This window comes from Delftia sp. S65 (assembly GCF_016516495.1).
Classification (GTDB): Bacteria; Pseudomonadota; Gammaproteobacteria; order Burkholderiales; family Burkholderiaceae_C; genus Comamonas; species Comamonas acidovorans.
Window position 1 is genome coordinate 117,073 of record NZ_JACVUR010000010.1, and the last position, 17,057, is coordinate 134,129.

Here is a 17,057-nt window from a genome sequence, read left to right on the forward strand (position 1 = left end):
GGCTGCCGCAAACCTGCAAAAGGCCCACCTCGCGTGGGCCTTTTGCATGGGGAAGCACCCTCACCCGCCTGCTGCGGCCGCCATGGAGATAATCGCCCGATGATCAAATTGTTTGTCGGCCTGGGCAACCCCGGGCCGGAGTATGAGGACACCCGCCACAACGCGGGCTTTTGGTGGATTGATGCGCTGGCGCGCGAACTCAAGGTCCAGCTGGTGCCCGAGCGCAGCTACTTCGGCCTCATGGCCCGTGCCAGCGTGCGCGGCGAGAACGTCTGGCTGCTGCAGCCGCAGACCTTCATGAACCTGTCGGGCAAGTCGGTGGGCGCGCTGGCGCGCTTCTTCAAGATCCAGCCCGAGGAAGTCCTGGTGGTCCATGACGAACTGGACTTCGAGCCCGGTCAGGTCAAGCTCAAGCGCGGCGGCAGCCACGGTGGCCACAACGGCCTGCGCGATATCCATGCCCAGCTGGGCTCGGCCGACTACTGGCGGCTGCGCATCGGCATAGGCCATCCGGGCCACAAGGCCGAAGTCGCCAACTGGGTGCTCAAGAAGCCCGCACCCGACCAGCGCCAGCTGATCGAGGACAGCATCGCCCACTCCCTCAAGGCCTGGCCCGAACTGCAGGCCGGCAACATGGACAAGGCAACCTTGCTGATCCACACCACCAAGCCGCCGCGCCCCAAGCCCGCACGCCCGGCCACGGCCGAGAGCGACAAGGGCTGAACGTTCAGGAAGAAGCGGGAGCCTGGGACTGCAGACGCAGGTATTTCTGCATCAGCGTCTCGCGGTCTTCCACATGGGCGGGATTCACGGGAATGCAGGCCACCGGGCAGATCTGCACGCACTGGGGCTCATCGAAATGGCCCACGCACTCCGTGCACTTGCTGTGCTCGATCTCGTAGTACTCCTCGCCCATGGAGATCGCATCGTTCGGGCACTCGGGCTCGCAGACATCGCAGTTGATGCATTCGTCGGTGATCATCAAAGCCATGGCAGGTCCCTCGCAAGTGCCAGCCACGCTCCGGGCCGGGCGGGCCCATGCGCCCCGAAGGGGCCTTGCAGCAAGGTGGCATCAGTCATGCCGCCATTATCCTGTCCGCCACATAAGCATGGAGGCTGCACGGGCAAGCCCGGCGCCCTGAAATCGATGGCCGCGTCCCCGTCCATCGGGGCCCTGCCCCTTCAAAGGCCGCTATGCTGCGCGCATGGGCCGTGCGCAGTACCATTCGGGCCCTTCCAAGAACAATCCACCCACTCCGCCGACGTGACCGCCACCCACCTTGCCGAGGCCGATTGCCCATGAGCATCTTTCTGCTCAAGCGCCTGCTGATGCTGGCAGCCACGCTGCTGGGCGCATCGGCCGTGGTTTTCGGCGTGCTGGAAGTGCTGCCCGGCAATGCCGCCCAGACGCTGATGGGCCCCGATGCCGCGCCAGAGGCGGTGCAGGCGCTGGCCGTGCAACTGGGGCTGGACCAGCCGGCCTGGCAGCGCTACCTGCAGTGGCTGCAGGGGCTGCTGCACGGCGACATGGGACTGAGCTACGCCTACAGCACACCGGTCAGCGAGCTGGTGCTGGAGCGGCTGGCCGTCACCGTGCCGCTGGCCGTGATGGCCATGCTCATCACGACCGTGCTGGCACTGGCCGCCGGCATCTATGCCGCATCGCGCCACAACCGCTGGGGCGATCTGGGCATCATGGGCCTGGCACAGGTCGGCATCGCCATCCCCAACTTCTGGTTTGCCATCCTGCTGATCCTGGTGTTCTCGGTGAAGCTGCAATGGTTTTCCGCCGGCGGCTTTCCCGGCTGGAGCGAAGCTGACGGCGGCGGCCCGCTGCAGGCACTGCAGGCGCTGCTGCTGCCGGCCATCTCGCTGGCCGTGGTGCAGGCGGCCATCCTGGCGCGCATCACGCGCTCGGCCGTGCTGGAGGTGCTGCGCGAGGACTTCGTGCGCACGGCCCGCGCCAAGGGCCTGTCGCGCCGTGCCGTGCTCTGGGGCCATGTGCTGCGCAACGCCATGATTCCCGTGCTCACGGTCATGGGCCTGCAGTTCGCCCAGTTGCTGGCAGGCACCATCGTGGTGGAGAACGTGTTCTACCTGCCGGGCCTGGGCCGGCTGATCTTCCAGTCCATCGCCAACCGCGACCTGATCGTGGTGCGCAACTGCGTGCTGCTGCTGGCGGCCATGGTGGTGGTCATCAACTTCATCGTGGACGTGCTGTACGCGGCCATTGATCCGCGCATCGAGGCCAGCGACGTATGAGCCAGCCGCACAGCCCTCCTTCGCCCCCGCCCTCCGCCCCGCCACCGGGCCACCGGCCCACGCGGGTCGTCACCCTGGGCGCGCCCGCCGGAGCGGGCCGGCGCATGCTGAGCCACCGCAGCTTCCTGCTGGGAGCGGTGCTGACCGCGCTGCTGCTGCTCACGGCCCTGCTGTCTTTCTGGTGGACGCCGGGCTCTGCCTACGACATGGACATGGACGCCAAGCTGGCTGCACCGGGCGCCCTGCACTGGCTGGGCACCGACGCCTATGGGCGGGACGTGGCCTCGCTGCTGTTCCTGGGCGCGCGCAGCTCCATACTGGTCGGCGTGATTGCCGTGGGCATCGGGCTGTTGATGGGTGTGGCGCTGGGCCTGGTCGCGGCAGCCTGCAGGGGCTGGGTGGAAGAGGCCATCATGCGGCTGGCCGATTTCAGCTTTGCCTTTCCCGCGCTGCTGTCGGCCATCATGCTCACGGCCGTGTTCGGCGCGGGCATCGTCAACGCCATCATTGCCATCGGCATCTTCAACATTCCCACCTTCGCGCGCATCACGCGGGCATCGGCCAAGGCCGTGTGGGCGCGCGAATACGTGCTGGCCGCACGCGCCTGCGGCCATGGCCGCGCCAGCATCACCTGGCGCCATGTGCTGCCCAACATCCTGCCGGTGCTGGTGGTGCAGGCCACCATCCAGTTCGCGCTGGCCATTCTGGCCGAGGCCGCCCTGTCCTATCTGGGCCTGGGCACTCAGCCGCCCCAGGCCTCCTGGGGCCGCATGCTCAGCGAGGCGCAGACCCTCATGTTCCAGGCACCGCTGCTGGCCGTGTGGCCGGGCCTGGCCATTGCGCTGTCGGTGCTCGGGCTCAATCTGCTGGGCGACGGGCTGCGCGATCTGCTCGACCCGCGCCTGTCGCGCCAGCGCTGAGGAAGGCACGCGCCCATGCCCCTGCTCGAAGTCTCCGGCCTCACCATCACCTTGCAGACCCCGCGCGGCCGCGCGCGCGCCGTGCAGAACCTGGAGTTCATCCTGGAGCGCGGCGCCACGCTGGGCCTGATCGGCGAGTCGGGCTGCGGCAAGTCGTTGACCGCCCTGGCGCTGATGGGCCTGCTGCCCGAGCATGCGCAGGTGGACGGCAGCATCCAGCTCAATGGCAAGGAGCTGCTGGACATGGACGAGAACGCGCTGTGCCGCCTGCGCGGCAACCGCATGGCCATGGTGTTCCAGGAGCCGATGACGGCGTTGAACCCCGTGCACGGCATCGGCCGCCAGGTGGCCGAGCCGCTGCGCCATCACCTGCGCCTGGGCCGCCAGGCCGCGCGCGCGCATGCGGTGGCGCTGCTGGAGCGCGTGGGCATTGCCCGTGCGGCCCAGCGCTATGACGACTATCCGCACCAGTTCTCGGGCGGCCAGCGCCAGCGCATCACCATCGCCATGGCCCTGGCCTGCGGGCCCGACCTGCTGATTGCCGACGAACCCACGACGGCGCTGGACGTGACCGTTCAGCAGCAAATCCTGGACCTGCTGCAGGAACTGGTGGCCGAGCATTCCATGGCCCTGCTGCTGATCTCGCACGACCTGGGCGTGATCGCGCAGAACGTGGAGCAGTTGCTGGTCATGTACGGCGGCAGCGTGGTCGAAAGCGGCATGACCGAGGCCATCTTCGCGCGCCGCGCCCATCCCTATACGCGCGGCCTGTTCGCGGCCAGGCCCCAGCTGGACCTGTCCGCCCCAGGCAGCCTGCCGCCTGCCCGGCTGCCCACCATTGCCGGCACCGTGCCCGAGCTGGTGGACCTGCCGGCCGGCTGCGCCTTCGCGGGCCGCTGCAGCTTCACCGAGCCGGCCTGCCACAGCGAGCGCCCGCGCCCCGTGGTACTGGAGCGCCCGCAGCGGCCCACGCCCGCATCCCTGCAGGCCTGGGCACAGCCGCATGTGGTGCGCTGCCTGCGCCCCGAGGCCATTGCACAGGGCCTGCCTGCACAGGAATGCGCATGACAGGGCACCCCCTCCAGACGCCACCGGTCCAGACGCCACCGGCCGCCGATGCACCCCTGCTGCAAGTGACAGGCCTGGCCCGCAGCTACCAGCTGCCGCGCCGGTCGCTGTGGCGCGCGCCGGAGCAGGTGCATGCGCTGCGCGGCGTGGATTTCACGCTGACGGCGGGGCGCAGCCTGGGCGTGGTGGGCGAGTCGGGCTCAGGCAAGTCCACGCTGGCACGCCTGGTCATGGCGCTGGACACGCCCAGCGCCGGCAGCGTGCGGCTGCTGGGCCAGGATCTGCACAAGTTGGACCGCCAGGCACTGCGGACGGCACGCCGCGACTTCCAGATGGTGTTCCAGGACCCCTACGGCTCGCTGGACCCGCGCATGACGGTGGAGCACATCGTCTGCGAACCCCTGCTCGCACAGCCTGCGTCGCCCGAGCGCAGCGCCCGGCGCGACCTGGCCCGCGCCACGCTGGAACAGGTCGGCCTGCGCGCGCAGGATCTGGACAAGTACCCGCATGAGTTCTCGGGCGGTCAGCGCCAGCGCATCGCCATTGCGCGGGCATTGATCACACGGCCCCGCCTCATCGTGGCCGATGAGCCCGTGAGTGCGCTGGACGTATCGGTGCAGGCCCAGGTGCTGAACCTGCTGCACGATCTGCAGCAGCAGCTGGGCCTGTCCTATCTGTTCATCAGCCACGACCTGGCCGTGGTCCAGCACCTGTGCGACGACGCCATCGTGCTGAGCGAGGGCCGCATCGTCGAGCGCGGAGCGCCGCAGCAGCTGTTCCACGCCCCGCAGCACCCGTATACGCAGGCCCTGGTCCGGGCCGTGCCGCGCATCGCCCTGCAGCACCGGGCCTGAAAGCTGACGGCCGCCCGCGCGGACCAGGCCCCCAGGGCCACGCACCCGTGCGCCGTGGTGTAAAAACACTGCTGCAGGCCGCAGACAGCGGCCCGAGAACCATCTGCAAGAATTTCCGGAGACCTGTTCATGTTCAACCGCCGTTCCCTGCTGGCCAGCTCCGCTGCTGCCGGCCTGCCCCTGCTGATGCCCTGGCCTGCGCTGGCCCAGAGCCGCAAGGACAGCATCACGCTGGCGATGACGCTGGAGCCCCCGGGGCTGGACCCCACGGCTGGCGCCGCATCGTCCATCGGCGAGATCGTGCTCTACAACCTGTTCGAGACGCTGACCAAGATCAACCCGGACGGCAGCGTCTCGCCGCTGCTGGCCGAGAGCTGGGAGGTCTCGCCCGACCTCAAGACCTACACCTTCCGCCTGCGCAAGGGCGTGATTTTTCAGAACGGCGAGCCCTGCAACGCCCACAGCGTGAAGTATTCCTTCGACCGGGCGGGCGACGACAAGAGCACCAACAAGGACAAGCGGACCTTCGCCTCCCTGTCCACGCGCGTGGTGGACGACCACACCGTGGTCGTGATCAACAAGGACATCGATCCGGACTTCCTCTTCGTGCTCGGCCAGGCGACTTCCATCATCGTCGAGCCCAAGAGCGCGGCCACCAACGCCACGCGCCCCGTGGGCACGGGCCCCTACCAGTTGGGCAACTGGAGCAAGGGCGCCTCGGTCACGCTCACGGCGTGGCCGCAGCACCGCATGGCCTCCGGCCTGCGGATTCGCCGCGCCAGCTTTCGCTTCATCTCGGATCCTGCGGCCCAGGTCGCTGCGCTGCTGGCTGGCGACGTCGATGCCTTCCCGCGCGTGACGCCGCGCAGCGTGGCCCAGTTCAAGGCCAACGGGCGCTTCCAGGTCGTGGTCAGCGGCTCGCGCGCCAAGACCATCCTGGCCATGAACAACGCACGCAAGCCCCTGGGCGACGCGCGCGTGCGCCGCGCCATCGCCGCGGCCATCGACCGCAAGGCCGTGATCGACGGCGCGGGCGACGGCTACGGCCTGCCCATCGGCAGCTACTACGTGCCCACGGCCTTCGGCTACGTGGACACCACGGGCATCAACCCCTTCGACGTGGAAAAGGCGAAGGCGCTGCTGGCCGAGGCCGGCGTCAAAACCCCGCTGGAGCTGACCATGACCCTGCCGCCCACGCCCTACGCGCGCCAGGGCGGCGAGGTGATTGCCGCGCAGCTGGCCAAGATCGGCATCCGCGCCAAGCTGCAGAACGTCGAATGGGCGCAGTGGCTGTCGGGCACCTACACCCTCAAGAACTACGACCTGACGCTGATCTCCCATGTCGAGCCCTTCGACCTGGGCAACTTCGCCAAGCCCGACTACTACTGGGGCTACGAGTCCGCCCAGTTCAACGAGCTGTACGACAAGATCAAGAACGCCTCGCGCCCCGCCGACCGCTCGCGCCTGCTGGGCGATGCCCAGCGCCTGCTGGCCCAGGATTGCGTGCACGCCTTCCTCTACACGCCGCAATGGGTCACCGTGGCCAACAAGAACCTGCGCGGACTGTGGAAGGACATGCCCATCTTCGTCAACGATCTCTCGGCACTGTCCTGGGCCACCTGAGCCGCGCACCGGCTGAGCCACAGGCGACAGGTGCGTCGGTGGCCCCGGGCCACACTGCGGCAGATCTGCCGCTGGAACCGCCATCCTCAAGGAAGCCGCGATGACTGGAACGACACAGGCTCTGCACGACCTACCCGCCCATGCGCTGCTGCGCGCCTACCGGGAGCGCAGCCTCTCGCCCGTCGAGGTCATGCAAGACCTGCTGGCCCATGTGCAGCGCTGGGAGCCGGCCCTGGGCGCCACCTACCTGCTGCGCCCCGAGGCCGCACTGGCCCAGGCACGCGCCAGCGAGGCCCGCTGGCTGCGCGGCGAGCCGGCAGGCCTGCTTGACGGCGTCCCCGCCACGGTCAAGGACAACATCGCCACGCGCGGCGACCCCACGCCCGTGGGCACGGCCGCCATGCCGCAGGTCGCGGCCCCGCTGGACGCACCGCCCGCTGCGCGCCTGCGCGAAGCGGGCGCCATCCTCTTCGCCAAGACCACCATGCCCGACTACGGCATGCTGTCCTCGGGCCTGTCCTCGCTGCACGGCAACACCTTCAACCCCTGGGATCCGGACAAGACGCCGGGCGGCTCCAGCGCAGGCGCGGGCGCCGCTGCGGCAGCCGGCTACGGGCCGCTGCATGTGGGCACGGACATTGGCGGCTCCATCCGTCTGCCCGCAGGCTGGTGCGGCATCTTCGGCCTCAAGCCCAGCCTGGGCCGCGTGCCCATAGACCCGCCCTATACCGGCCGCTGCGCCGGCCCCATGACGCGCAGCGTGGCCGATGCCGCGCTGATGATGCAGGCGCTGTCCCTGCCCGATGCGCGCGACAGCATGGGCCTGCCGCACCAGGACATTGCCTGGAGCGGCTTCGACATGGACCCCGCCCAGGTGCGCGGCCTGCGCATAGGCCTGCTGCTGGATGCCGGCTGCGGCCTGCCCCTGCAGCCCCGCGTGCGTGCCGTGGTGGAGCAGGCTGCTGCCTGGCTGGAATCGGCCGGCGCCCATATCGAGATCATCCAGCCCTGGCTTACCCGCGACATGCTCGACGGCCTCGACCATTTCTGGCGCATGCGCTCGCATGTGGAAATGCAGTCGCTGCCGGACGCCCAGCGCCGCGTGGTCCTGCCCTTCATCCGCGACTGGGCCGACAGTGCCGGGTCCATCACCGCCACCCAGCTGTTCGTGGCCAGCCAGCAATCGCACCTGCTGCGCGTGGCCACGGTGCGTGCCACGGCGGCCTTCGACTATGTGCTGTCGCCCGTGGCGCCCATCACGGCTTTCCCGGCCCACCTGCCCAGCCCCACCAACGACCCGCTGCGACCGCTGGAGCACATTGCCTTCACCGTGCCCTACAACATGTCCGAGCAGCCCGCCGCGTCCGTGCCCTGCGGGCATGACGGGCAGTTGCCCATCGGCGTGCAGATCGCGGGCCGGCGCTTTGACGACCTGGGCGTGCTGCGGCTCAGCCGCGTGCTGGAGCAGTTGCGGCCGCCGCAGCCTGCCTGGCCACAGCCCCTGCCGCCGGGCCAGAGCACTGGCGACAGCGAAGACGGCGCACAGGCACGGGCAGCGTCGGCTACTCCAGCCTGATTCCCGCATCCTTGACGATGCGCGCCCAGCGCGGCAAGTCGCGCGCCATGGCCGCTGACAGCTCCTCGGGCGTGCCGCCCACCGGACGCAACCCCATGGCCGCCAGGCGCCCGCTGAGTTCGGGCGAGGCCACGATGCGCCGCACCTCGGCCGAGAGCTTGTCCACGATGGGCCGGGGCGTTCCCGCCGCCACGAAGGTGGCAAACCAGCCATTGGCCTCGAAGCCCGCCAGCCCCAGCTCGGCAAAGGTGGGCACATCGGGCAGCGCCGGATGGCGCTGCATGCCGGTGATGGCCAGGATGCGGATCTTGTCCGACTTCAGGTGCGCATTGGCCGAGGACACGTCGATGAAGCCCGACGACAGCTGCCCGCCCAGCACATCGTTGACCAGCGGCGCCGCGCCCTTGTAGGGAATCAGCGCCAGATCCAGCCCGGCCCGGGCACGCAGCAGCTCGCCATGCATGTGCGAGGAGGTGCCGTTGCCGTAGTTGCCGTTGCTGTACTTGCCCGGATGGGCCTTGACCAGGGCGATGAACTCCTGCAGCGTCGTGGCCGGCACGTCGCGCGGCACCACGAACAGGTCCGAGGACAGGGCCACCTGCGATACGGGGGCAAAGTCCTTGAGCACGTCATAAGGCATCCTGGCGTACAGCGCCGGCGACTGGATCATGGCCGTGATCCCCAGCAGCAGCGTATAGCCATCGGGCGCCGACTTGGCCACCACATCGCCGCCGATGATGCCGCTGGAGCCCGGCCGGTTCTCCACCACCACGGGCTGGCCCCAGGCCTGGCTCAGTTGCTGGGCAATGATGCGGCCGATGATGTCCGTGCCGCCACCCGCCGGATAGGGAATCACCATGCGCAGCGGCTTGGACGGATAGGCACCGCCTGCCGGCTGTGCAAAGGCGATCGGCGATGCCGTTCCCAGGGCGGCGCCCAGTGAGGCGCTGGCGGCGCATGCCAGCGCTGCCCGCAGGCAGCCGCGTCGGCTCGATTCCATGGCTTGTCTCCTTGTCCTTCGGTGCTCCGCCCTCGTTGGCGGGGCGGTGTGCCCTGCCGCAGTGGCAGGGTCCATGGACAGTGTGGCCACCGGGCCTTCAGCCACCAATCGCCGATCGTCTCAAAATGATTGGCAAAAAAGATCAGCGGCCGCGATGCTGGGCCTGCCGGTAGGCGCCCGGCGGCAGGCCGGTCCAGCCCTTGAAGGCGCGGTGAAAGGTGCTGGCCTCCGCAAACCCCACGCGGGCCGCGATGTCGGCCAGGGTCAGATCCGGGCGGTTCAGCAATTCGATGGCGGCGTCGCGGCGCAGGTCGTCCTTGAGGGATTGGAAGCCCAGGCCTTCGTCGCGCAGGCGGCGGCGCAGCGTCTGCGGTGTCATGGACAGCGCGGCGCCCACCTGCTCCAGCGAAGGCAGCTCCCCCGCCAGATCGCGGCGCAGCAGGCGGCGGATGCGCTCGCCCAGGCGCGTGCGGTCGCGGTAGCGGATCACCAGGCCCATGGCCGCCTGGTCCAGGAATTCGGCCAGGCTCTCCGAGGTCTGCACCACGGGCAGCTCCAGCCAGCGCGCATCGAACTCCAGCCCCGTGAAGTCGCGGTCACGCTGCAGCGGCGCCAGGAACAGGCGCTGCGCCTCCGTGCCATACGGCATGCTGGCTCCGGCCGGCGCACACACGCCCGTCAGCTCAATCCTGCGCGACACCAGCCAGGACATGACGCCATAGCCCAGAAAGCAAAAGGAACGCTCGGCATAGGCCAGCGGCGCATCACGCTCGCGCAGCGACACCATGGCGATGCGGGCCACGCCATCCACCACCTGCAGCCGGGGAGCGAAGTCGCGCAGCACCAGGCGGTAGAAACGCAGCCCGGCCTGCAATGCCTCGCCCAGCGTGCGGCAGGGCAGCATGGTGCGGCAGGCCTGGGCAAAACTGCCCACGGGCAGCGGATGGCGGCACAGGCCCCACAGCTCGTCACGGCAGACGCGGCGCAGCACGCGGATCAGCGCCGCGTACTGCGCCTGGGTCACGCGCGACAGCGGCGCATCCAGCAGTGCAGGCGCAATGCCGGCGCGGCGCAGGATGGCCGGCACATCCATGCCATTGCGCTGCACGCCCTGCACGATCTGCAGGACCTGGGCAATGGCAATGGTGTGGGCCGTGGTCTGTGGCATGGGCTTGGTGGAGACGGCATCAGATGGGCAGGTCAAGGCCTGCCCGCCATTGTCTCCATCAATGGCCCAGATATCGATCCAGGAATCCCAGCACCCGCAGCTCGTAGGGCTTGGGCGCGTAGTCGTACAGGTCCACATGCGCGGCGCCCTCCACCATCCACAGCGCCTTGGGCTCACGCGCCGCATCGAACAGCTCGCGCGTTTCTGCGGGCGTGGTGTGCCGGTCCTGCAGGCCAGCCGCGATCAGCACGGGAGCGCCCAGCGCCTTCACATGGTCGATGGGGCGCAGTTGCGCCAGCTCCAGATGCAGGCGCAGCGGCAGCTGCCACGCCAGCAAGGGCGTGACCACGTCCGCCAGCCAGCCGATGTGCGCGCGCACGCGGTTGTCTATGGCCTGCCGTATGTCGGGGAACACGGACTCCAGCACCACCGCATCCGGCCCCGGCTCCACATGGGACAAAAGCAGGGCCGCGCCGCCCAGCGATGTGCCGATCACCGCCACCTTCTCGCCCGGCAGCTGCTGCCGCACATAGGCCATGGCGGCACGCACGCCTGCGCCTTCGACCATGCCGAAGCTGATGCGCTCGCCACTGCTTTCGCCGTGCGCGGGCAGGTCGATCAGGCAGACGGAGTACCCCTGCCGATGGAGCATGCGCGCACGCGCCAGCATGGCCAGCCGGTCTGCGTACACGCCGTGCAGCAGCAGCACGGCACCATGGCCCGGCTGCCCCTTGGCGAACCAGCCCCGGACCTGCCCGCCCTCGTCGGTGGGCAACTGCAGCGTCTGGACCGGCCAGTCCGCGGGCGGCGCGCCGACAGGCTGGTGGTCCGGCTGGCTCAACAGGCTGCCCACCAGCCAGGCCGCCGCCATCAGCAGGGCCAGTCCGGACAATCCCGCCATCAGCAAGGCGGCAGGCCATGAAAGATTGCGCAATCGGGAAAGCATGGCGTGGACTGTGCCACGGCCCGGCCCTTGCGCCGTGGCCCGCAGCGAAAAGCAGAGTATTCCTAACGCTGCACCAGGGCCAGCCGCACGGCCATGCCCAGAAAGACCAGCCCGGCCACGCGGTTGAGCCAGTTCTGGGCGCGCACGGAGCGCTGAAGCAGCACGCCGAACCAGCCCGAACAGCAGGCGATGGCGCCGAACACCAGCAGCGCCGCCAGCATGAACACGCAGCCCAGCACCATCACCTGGGTGGCCACGCTGCCGCGCGCGGGGTCCGCGAACTGCGGCAGAAAGGCCAGGAAGAAGATCAGCACCTTGGGATTGGTGAGGTTCATCACCACGCCACGCCCCACCCAGCGCAGCGCCCGTGCGGGGGTCAGCGGGTCGGCTGCGCCGGCCAGCGGCATCTCGCCCGGCCGGGCCACGGCGCGCAGCGCGCCCCAGGCCAGCCAGGCCAGATAGGCCGCGCCGCACAGCTTGATGGCGGTGAACAGCAGGGGCGATGCAGCCACCAGCGCCGCCAGGCCCAACGCAACCGCCGCCGTATGCACCACCAGCCCCAGGCACAGGCCTAGCACCACGCACAGCCCCACGCGCCAGCCGCGCTGGGCCGATTGCATGAGCACGAACAGGTTGTCAGGCCCCGGGCTCAGGCCCAGCAGCACGGCCACGCCAAAAAAGGCCAGCAGGGGTTCAAAGGTCGGCATCGCTTCTCTCTTTTCGATTCATCGCATGTTCCAGCGCGGCTTGGGTCAGGCTTGCGCCGTGACGATCCAGCCTTCCAGCGGGTCCAGGTCGTGCGGCAGCCCGTAGAGCGCATCGCCCTGCGCATGGCGGGCCGCGGCCCAGGCGGCCTGCAGCATGCAGATCACGGCGTCCAGCCGGTCTCCGCTGCCATCTGCCAGCAACTGGTTGCGGGTTTCTTCGGCGTCGATACGCAGGCGCAGCGCCAGCGGGTTGTCGCCGCTCTCCAGCGCCGCCAGCAATTGCACACGCGCCTGATGGCGTTCGGGCGTTTGCCGCGCGGGTTCGTCGCTCTTGTAGCTGAGGCGGCCGATCACGGCGCGCGCCAGCATGCCCGGATAGGCTTCCAGCGCCACGCGGCGCGCATCGCCTTCGCCGGGCGGCTGCAGGCCCGGCAGATGCACTCCGGCCGCGCGCAGCAAGGGCAGCCCGGCATGCAGCATGTAGGCCACGGGCGGGTTCACCCATTTCATGGAAGGGCTGGCACCGGCAGGCCCATCCGTGGCGCGGTGCGCGAACTTGCCGCCTGCGGGCCGCGCCGCGCAAAAGGCCCTGAACTGCTCGCGCAAGCTCTGGCGCGTGAGGCTGGCGTAGTGATCCATGCAGGCCGCCCAATCCGTGGGCCAGCCCAGTTGCTCCACCAGTTCGCGCGGCAGGCCAAAAGGCAGGTCGAAACCGCCCACCCAGGCCGACTGCGCCGACTGCGCCGACTGCGCCGAATCGGCGGGCCGGGCCAGCCAGGCGGCCCATGGTTCCAGCGAGGCGAACTCCAGCAAATCCTGCAGGACCACCGTGTCGCCAGCCAGCAGACGGCCCAGGGCCATGGTGATGGGCTTGCGCGCCGTAGGCCGGCTGCTGAAATCGCAGCCCAGCACCCGCATTGCCGCCATGGCGCTCAGCCCAGGCCCAGCGCCGTCACGCCGACGGCAATGCACACCGCGCCTGCAATGCGCGCCAGGCGGTCGCCTTCGCGCAGCATGTGCCCGCCGATCAGCGCCGCGAACAGCATGGAGACTTCGCGCGCAGGCGCCACGTGCGACATGGGTGCATCCTGCATGGCGTAGAGCACCAGCACATAGGCAATGGGACTGATCAGCGCCACCAGGGCCGCGAAGCGCCACTGCGTGCGCCACAGGCTGCGCGCAGTGGGCAGGTCGCGCAGCACCACGGGAGCGAGCAGGAATACGCGCACGAAGTTGCCCATGTAGTCGATGAGGATGGGCGACATCAGCAGCATCTTCACGCCGTAGCCGTCCACCACGGTGTAGCTGGCGATGAAGGCGCCCGTCAGCAGGCCGTACCACAGGCCCAGCCGCAACCGCTCGCGCGCTTCGGGGTCATGGCGTGCGCGCAGCAGGCCGGGGCCGCCCGCGATCAGGAACACGCCAACCACCACGCCGGCAATGCCCAGCACACCCAGCGAGGAAATCTGCTCCCCCAGGAAGACCACCGCCACCATGGACGACAGCAGCGGCCCAGAGCCGCGCGCCAGCGGATAGACCACGGTGAGGTCCGCGCTGCGGTAGCCGCGCAGCAAGGTCACGTAGTAGGCCACGTGCAGCAGGCCGCTGGCCAGCACCACCAGCCATTCGTTGCGCCCCCATGTAGGCACCACATCGCGCCCCACCCACCAGCCCAGCGGTGCCCAGATCACCATCATGATGACCGAGGTGAAGAAGGCGAAGCGCGAGTCGCCGCCCGCCTTCTTGGCCACGATGTTCCAGCCGGCATGGATGAGGCCGGCGACGATGATCAGGGCAAAGGCTTGCAGCGACATGGGCAGGTCCGGGGGAAAGCGGGGCGTGGCGCGGGAAAGAAAAAAGGCCGCGCACTGCGCAGCCTGGGGTCTTGTCTGAGGCGTCCGGGGACGCCACCCCGGGGAGTTACCTGCGGCTGGACACCAGCGAGAGGAACTCGCGGCGCAGTTCCGGGTTGGTGAGGAAGGCGCCGCGCATGACGGAGTTCAGCATCTTGCTGTCCATCTCGCGCACGCCGCGCCAGGACATGCAGAAGTGCGAAGCCTCCATGACCACGGCCAGGCCGTCAGGGCGGGTCTTGTCGAGGATCAGGTCAGCCAGCTGGATGATGGCCTCTTCCTGGATCTGGGGGCGGCCCATGATCCAGTCCACCAGCCGCGCGTACTTGGACAGGCCGATGACATTGGTGTTCTTGTTGGGCAGCACGCCGATCCAGATCTTGCCGATCACCGGGCACAGATGGTGGCTGCAGGCGCTGCGCACCGTGATCGGGCCGACGATCATCAGCTCGTTGAGGTGCTCGGCGTTGGGGAACTCGGTGATGGCGGGCTGCGCCACATAGCGGCCGCGGAACACCTCGTTGACATACATCTTGGCCACGCGGCGCGCCGTGGCGCGCGTGTTGTGGTCGTGCGTGGTGTCGATGACCATGCTGTCGAGCACGCCCTGCATCTTGTCCTGGACTTCGTCGAGCAACTGCTCGAGTTCACCGGGCTCGATGAATTCGGAGATGTTGTCGTTCGCATGAAAGCGCTTTTGCGCCTGCTTCAACCGTTCGCGGATCTTGACCGAGACGGGGGTGCCCTCGGCCTGGCTGTCTTGTTTCATGTCGACGAGTTCTCTGAACATGGCTGGCATGGTAACAGCGAAACCCGCGGCATGGCACGCAAGGGATTTTCCACCCAAACGCAGGTTCTGCCCGCGCTGAAAGCTATCATTTCAATAGCAAAAGAATGGCTTGTGTGACAGAACCCGGGGCTAGAGGCGGAATTCGGCAATCAGCGGCAGATGGTCGGACATGCGCCACCAGATGCGTCCCTTGGGCACATGCAGGCCCAGCGGGGTGAGGCCGCGCACGTAGACGTGGTCCAGCTGGGCCAGCGGCAGGCGCGAGGGATAGGTGGGCACGCTGGGCAATTCGTCGTATTCGTACAGGCCGAAACCGCCGAGCATGCGCTTGATCTGGCCACCCCAGTCGTTGAAGTCGCCAGCCACCACCACGGGCGCGCCGGGCGGCACCTCGCGCTCGATGAAGCGCTTGAGCTGGGAGACCTGGCGCACGCGGCTGCCGGGGATCAGGCCCAGGTGCACCACGATGGTGTGCACACGCCGGTTCTGCACCTCCACCTCCACATGCAGAAGGCCCCGCTGCTCGAAGCGGTGGTCGGAGATGTCTTCGTGCTGGTGGCCCACCACGGGCCAGCGGGTGAGCAGCGCGTTGCCATGCTCGCCGTGGCGAGTGTAGGCATTGGTGCGGTAGACGGCCTCGTAGCCCAGGGGAGCCAGGTACTCCGCCTGCGACACCTGGGGCCAGCGCTCGAAGTACGCGGCCTCCTTGTGGTTCATCTTGCGCACTTCCTGCAGGCAGACGATGTCGGCATCGAGCTGCTCCACAGCGTGTCCCAGGTTGTGGATTTCCAGGCGGCGCACGGGACCCATGCCTTGCACGCCCTTGTGGATGTTGTAGGTCGCGACGCGCAGTATGGACGGGCCGGGGTCCACCTCGTGGGAGGATTTCACGTTGTCAGTCATAGGCGGTCAGGAACACAGGGAATCGGGATCAGTCCAGCTCCAGTGAAGCGAATCGCGGCAGCATCAGGATGGCTTCCGCATTGGACGGGGAGTAGCAGCGCTCGGCAGCGCCATGCCAATGATGCCAAGCAGATGCGGTATGTTCCCTCGGATTCAAGAACACAGGGGTGTAGGACGGAATCCGCAGGCCGAAAACCCTCTCGCGGTTGTGCCATACACCGGGCGCATAGCGGTGCTGCCAGGCCGGGTAGATGGTGTAGATGTTCTCCAGCGCCCAGTCCTGCAGCAGGCAGCCGGGCGCCTCGGGATCGATGCCGGTTTCTTCCCGCACCTCGCGCACTGCGGTCTCGCGCCAGGACTCGCCTTCATGGTCCTTGCTGCCCGTCACCGACTGCCAGAACTCCCCGCCCTCAGGCGCCGGTGCCGTGCGGCGCATCAGCAGCACCTGCCCGTCATCGCGGTAGATGACGACCAGCACCGATTCAGGGATCTTGTAGCCTGGCATGGCAGGCATCAGCCCTTGCCCTGGACCGCTTTGGTCGCCACGGGCGGTGGCAGCTCCTTGGCCTGCAGCGCGCGCACCTGATGCACGAGCTGGTTGTGCGCATCCAGAAAGGCGGCGGCGATGACCTTGCCCTCGTTGGTATTGCTCCAGCCCGCGCCCGCCGCGCCCAGGCGGCCCAGCACCATGCCGCCCACGCCCAGATCGGTGGTGCGGGCGGCGCCCGTGGCAGCGGCCACCTGCTCGGTGGTTTCGTTGTCCGACAGCAGCAGCGCGGTCTGCGCCTCCTTGAACTTGACCTGCTCGACCATGCCGGCCAGCCCCGCGATGTCCCGCAGCACCGGAATCATGGCAACCACGCCGGCCAGGCCCCGGCCCGCGTCCTGCTCGCTGAAGGTCAGGCTGGGCGTCAGCGTGTATTGCGCCTCATAGCCACGGCCCTTGCGCACCGTGGAGCTCTCGCGCAGCACGCCGGCGTTCTTCAGGTCCTGCTCCTGCACCGTGCCGCGCAGGCCCGCGCCCCGGTCCACCACACGGAAGCACCCGCTTTGCTGGGCCAGCAGCTTGATCAGCGGCACGGGCGAGGCGGGCAGTTGGTAGCCCGACCCCATGACGTAGCCGTTGGGATTCTCGGCCAGGGCCAGCGTGGCCACGGGCGCATCGCAGCGCACGAGTTCGCGCGAGCCATTGTTCGCGCCCAGGGGCCCGGCGGAGCCGGTGATCTCCGAGCCGCCCTGCCCCAGCTCGGTCTTCTTTTCCCCGCAGCCGGACAGGCTCAGCCCTGCCAGCACAGCCAGCGCCACCGATGCAATGCCTTGAAAACGCATGAAAGCTCTCCGCAAAAAGAAAAACGGCAGAAGCTGTGCCAGCTTCTGCCGTCCGTAT

18 protein-coding genes are annotated in these 17,057 nt (G+C 68.7%); 7 read left to right on the plus strand and 11 right to left on the minus strand.

From position 1 onward, the window contains the following. Positions 1 to 99 precede the first annotated feature (99 nt). Complete coding sequence (gene pth / locus IAE24_RS11595; RefSeq protein ID WP_012207233.1) at positions 100 to 723, plus strand: aminoacyl-tRNA hydrolase; 624 nt, start codon at positions 100 to 102, stop codon at positions 721 to 723. A 4-nt stretch (positions 724 to 727) separates the two neighbouring features. On the opposite strand, the gene IAE24_RS11600 is transcribed toward pth, so the two are convergent. Beyond that, entirely contained in the window at positions 728 to 991 is a 264-nt protein-coding gene (locus tag IAE24_RS11600; RefSeq protein ID WP_012207234.1) for a YfhL family 4Fe-4S dicluster ferredoxin, read from the minus strand. 308 nt (positions 992 to 1,299) lie between these two features. Between IAE24_RS11600 and IAE24_RS11605 the strand changes: the two genes are divergently transcribed. The 6 genes from IAE24_RS11605 to IAE24_RS11630 all read left to right on the plus strand — a co-directional run bounded on the left by IAE24_RS11605 (position 1,300) and on the right by IAE24_RS11630 (position 8,303). Beyond that, positions 1,300 to 2,262 carry an ABC transporter permease gene (locus IAE24_RS11605; protein WP_013800857.1) on the plus strand — a complete coding sequence of 321 codons (963 nt, stop codon included), beginning with the start codon at positions 1,300 to 1,302 and terminating at the stop codon, positions 2,260 to 2,262. Then, positions 2,259 to 3,182, plus strand: coding sequence for an ABC transporter permease (locus IAE24_RS11610; protein ID WP_199960333.1), 924 nt, complete (start codon positions 2,259 to 2,261; stop codon positions 3,180 to 3,182). Before IAE24_RS11605 ends, IAE24_RS11610 begins: the two co-directional genes overlap by 4 nt. Positions 3,183 to 3,197: 15 nt before the next feature. Next, on the plus strand, positions 3,198 to 4,250 hold the full coding sequence (locus IAE24_RS11615) for an ABC transporter ATP-binding protein (protein ID WP_063328213.1): 1,053 nt from the start codon (positions 3,198 to 3,200) through the stop codon (positions 4,248 to 4,250). Next, complete coding sequence (locus IAE24_RS11620) at positions 4,247 to 5,104, plus strand: ATP-binding cassette domain-containing protein (RefSeq protein ID WP_199960334.1); 858 nt, start codon at positions 4,247 to 4,249, stop codon at positions 5,102 to 5,104. The genes IAE24_RS11615 and IAE24_RS11620 overlap by 4 nt, the downstream gene beginning before the upstream one ends. 129 nt (positions 5,105 to 5,233) lie before the next feature. After that, complete coding sequence (locus tag IAE24_RS11625) at positions 5,234 to 6,727, plus strand: ABC transporter substrate-binding protein (RefSeq protein ID WP_199960335.1); 1,494 nt, start codon at positions 5,234 to 5,236, stop codon at positions 6,725 to 6,727. Between the two features lie 100 nt (positions 6,728 to 6,827). Beyond that, positions 6,828 to 8,303 carry an amidase gene (locus tag IAE24_RS11630; protein WP_199960336.1) on the plus strand — a complete coding sequence of 492 codons (1,476 nt, stop codon included), beginning with the start codon at positions 6,828 to 6,830 and terminating at the stop codon, positions 8,301 to 8,303. Here the strand turns inward: IAE24_RS11630 and IAE24_RS11635 are convergent. From IAE24_RS11635 to IAE24_RS11680, 10 genes are all read right to left on the minus strand, one after another. Further along, the gene (locus tag IAE24_RS11635) at positions 8,290 to 9,303 is read right to left on the minus strand and encodes a Bug family tripartite tricarboxylate transporter substrate binding protein (RefSeq protein ID WP_199960337.1); all 1,014 of its coding nucleotides are present in this window, start codon (positions 9,301 to 9,303) and stop codon (positions 8,290 to 8,292) included. The two genes, IAE24_RS11630 and IAE24_RS11635, sit on opposite strands and share 14 nt — an antisense overlap. 142 nt (positions 9,304 to 9,445) lie before the next feature. After that, positions 9,446 to 10,471 (minus strand): AraC family transcriptional regulator, encoded by a 1,026-nt coding sequence (locus IAE24_RS11640; RefSeq protein WP_199960348.1) that lies wholly within the window; start codon positions 10,469 to 10,471, stop codon positions 9,446 to 9,448. A gap of 58 nt (positions 10,472 to 10,529) precedes the next feature. Then, complete coding sequence (locus IAE24_RS11645; protein WP_099732906.1) at positions 10,530 to 11,417, minus strand: alpha/beta hydrolase; 888 nt, start codon at positions 11,415 to 11,417, stop codon at positions 10,530 to 10,532. A 62-nt stretch (positions 11,418 to 11,479) separates the two neighbouring features. Beyond that, entirely contained in the window at positions 11,480 to 12,124 is a 645-nt protein-coding gene (locus tag IAE24_RS11650; protein ID WP_199960338.1) for a LysE family translocator, read from the minus strand. 45 nt (positions 12,125 to 12,169) lie between these two features. After that, positions 12,170 to 13,042 (minus strand): DUF429 domain-containing protein, encoded by an 873-nt coding sequence (locus tag IAE24_RS11655; protein ID WP_199960349.1) that lies wholly within the window; start codon positions 13,040 to 13,042, stop codon positions 12,170 to 12,172. Positions 13,043 to 13,056: 14 nt separating this feature from the next. Then, the gene (locus tag IAE24_RS11660) at positions 13,057 to 13,938 is read right to left on the minus strand and encodes an EamA family transporter (protein ID WP_199960339.1); all 882 of its coding nucleotides are present in this window, start codon (positions 13,936 to 13,938) and stop codon (positions 13,057 to 13,059) included. Between the two features lie 106 nt (positions 13,939 to 14,044). Beyond that, positions 14,045 to 14,767: a GTP cyclohydrolase I gene (gene folE, locus IAE24_RS11665; RefSeq protein WP_052155430.1), complete on the minus strand. Its 723-nt coding sequence runs from the start codon at positions 14,765 to 14,767 to the stop codon at positions 14,045 to 14,047. A gap of 129 nt (positions 14,768 to 14,896) precedes the next feature. Continuing rightward, positions 14,897 to 15,670 carry an endonuclease/exonuclease/phosphatase family protein gene (locus tag IAE24_RS11670; RefSeq protein ID WP_012207248.1) on the minus strand — a complete coding sequence of 258 codons (774 nt, stop codon included), beginning with the start codon at positions 15,668 to 15,670 and terminating at the stop codon, positions 14,897 to 14,899. A 28-nt stretch (positions 15,671 to 15,698) separates the two neighbouring features. Continuing rightward, positions 15,699 to 16,175 carry a dihydroneopterin triphosphate diphosphatase gene (nudB, locus tag IAE24_RS11675; RefSeq protein WP_141835246.1) on the minus strand — a complete coding sequence of 159 codons (477 nt, stop codon included), beginning with the start codon at positions 16,173 to 16,175 and terminating at the stop codon, positions 15,699 to 15,701. Between the two features lie 8 nt (positions 16,176 to 16,183). Beyond that, on the minus strand, positions 16,184 to 16,999 hold the full coding sequence (locus IAE24_RS11680) for a curli production assembly/transport component CsgG (RefSeq protein WP_199960340.1): 816 nt from the start codon (positions 16,997 to 16,999) through the stop codon (positions 16,184 to 16,186). Positions 17,000 to 17,057 lie beyond the last annotated feature (58 nt).

Excerpts from the sequence above, each read along its gene's own strand:
- pth (WP_012207233.1), top strand. The coding sequence starts at position 100 with ATGATCAAATTGTTTGTCGGCCTGGGCAACCCCGGGCCGGAGTATGAG.
- IAE24_RS11600 (WP_012207234.1), bottom strand. The coding sequence starts at position 991 with ATGGCTTTGATGATCACCGACGAATGCATCAACTGCGATGTCTGCGAG.
- IAE24_RS11605 (WP_013800857.1), top strand. The coding sequence starts at position 1,300 with ATGAGCATCTTTCTGCTCAAGCGCCTGCTGATGCTGGCAGCCACGCTG.
- IAE24_RS11610 (WP_199960333.1), top strand. The coding sequence starts at position 2,259 with ATGAGCCAGCCGCACAGCCCTCCTTCGCCCCCGCCCTCCGCCCCGCCA.
- IAE24_RS11615 (WP_063328213.1), top strand. The coding sequence starts at position 3,198 with ATGCCCCTGCTCGAAGTCTCCGGCCTCACCATCACCTTGCAGACCCCG.
- IAE24_RS11620 (WP_199960334.1), top strand. The coding sequence starts at position 4,247 with ATGACAGGGCACCCCCTCCAGACGCCACCGGTCCAGACGCCACCGGCC.
- IAE24_RS11625 (WP_199960335.1), top strand. The coding sequence starts at position 5,234 with ATGTTCAACCGCCGTTCCCTGCTGGCCAGCTCCGCTGCTGCCGGCCTG.
- IAE24_RS11630 (WP_199960336.1), top strand. The coding sequence starts at position 6,828 with ATGACTGGAACGACACAGGCTCTGCACGACCTACCCGCCCATGCGCTG.
- IAE24_RS11635 (WP_199960337.1), bottom strand. The coding sequence starts at position 9,303 with ATGGAATCGAGCCGACGCGGCTGCCTGCGGGCAGCGCTGGCATGCGCC.
- IAE24_RS11640 (WP_199960348.1), bottom strand. The coding sequence starts at position 10,471 with ATGCCACAGACCACGGCCCACACCATTGCCATTGCCCAGGTCCTGCAG.
- IAE24_RS11645 (WP_099732906.1), bottom strand. The coding sequence starts at position 11,417 with ATGCTTTCCCGATTGCGCAATCTTTCATGGCCTGCCGCCTTGCTGATG.
- IAE24_RS11650 (WP_199960338.1), bottom strand. The coding sequence starts at position 12,124 with ATGCCGACCTTTGAACCCCTGCTGGCCTTTTTTGGCGTGGCCGTGCTG.
- IAE24_RS11655 (WP_199960349.1), bottom strand. The coding sequence starts at position 13,042 with ATGCGGGTGCTGGGCTGCGATTTCAGCAGCCGGCCTACGGCGCGCAAG.
- IAE24_RS11660 (WP_199960339.1), bottom strand. The coding sequence starts at position 13,938 with ATGTCGCTGCAAGCCTTTGCCCTGATCATCGTCGCCGGCCTCATCCAT.
- folE (WP_052155430.1), bottom strand. The coding sequence starts at position 14,767 with ATGTTCAGAGAACTCGTCGACATGAAACAAGACAGCCAGGCCGAGGGC.
- IAE24_RS11670 (WP_012207248.1), bottom strand. The coding sequence starts at position 15,670 with ATGACTGACAACGTGAAATCCTCCCACGAGGTGGACCCCGGCCCGTCC.
- nudB (WP_141835246.1), bottom strand. The coding sequence starts at position 16,175 with ATGCCAGGCTACAAGATCCCTGAATCGGTGCTGGTCGTCATCTACCGC.
- IAE24_RS11680 (WP_199960340.1), bottom strand. The coding sequence starts at position 16,999 with ATGCGTTTTCAAGGCATTGCATCGGTGGCGCTGGCTGTGCTGGCAGGG.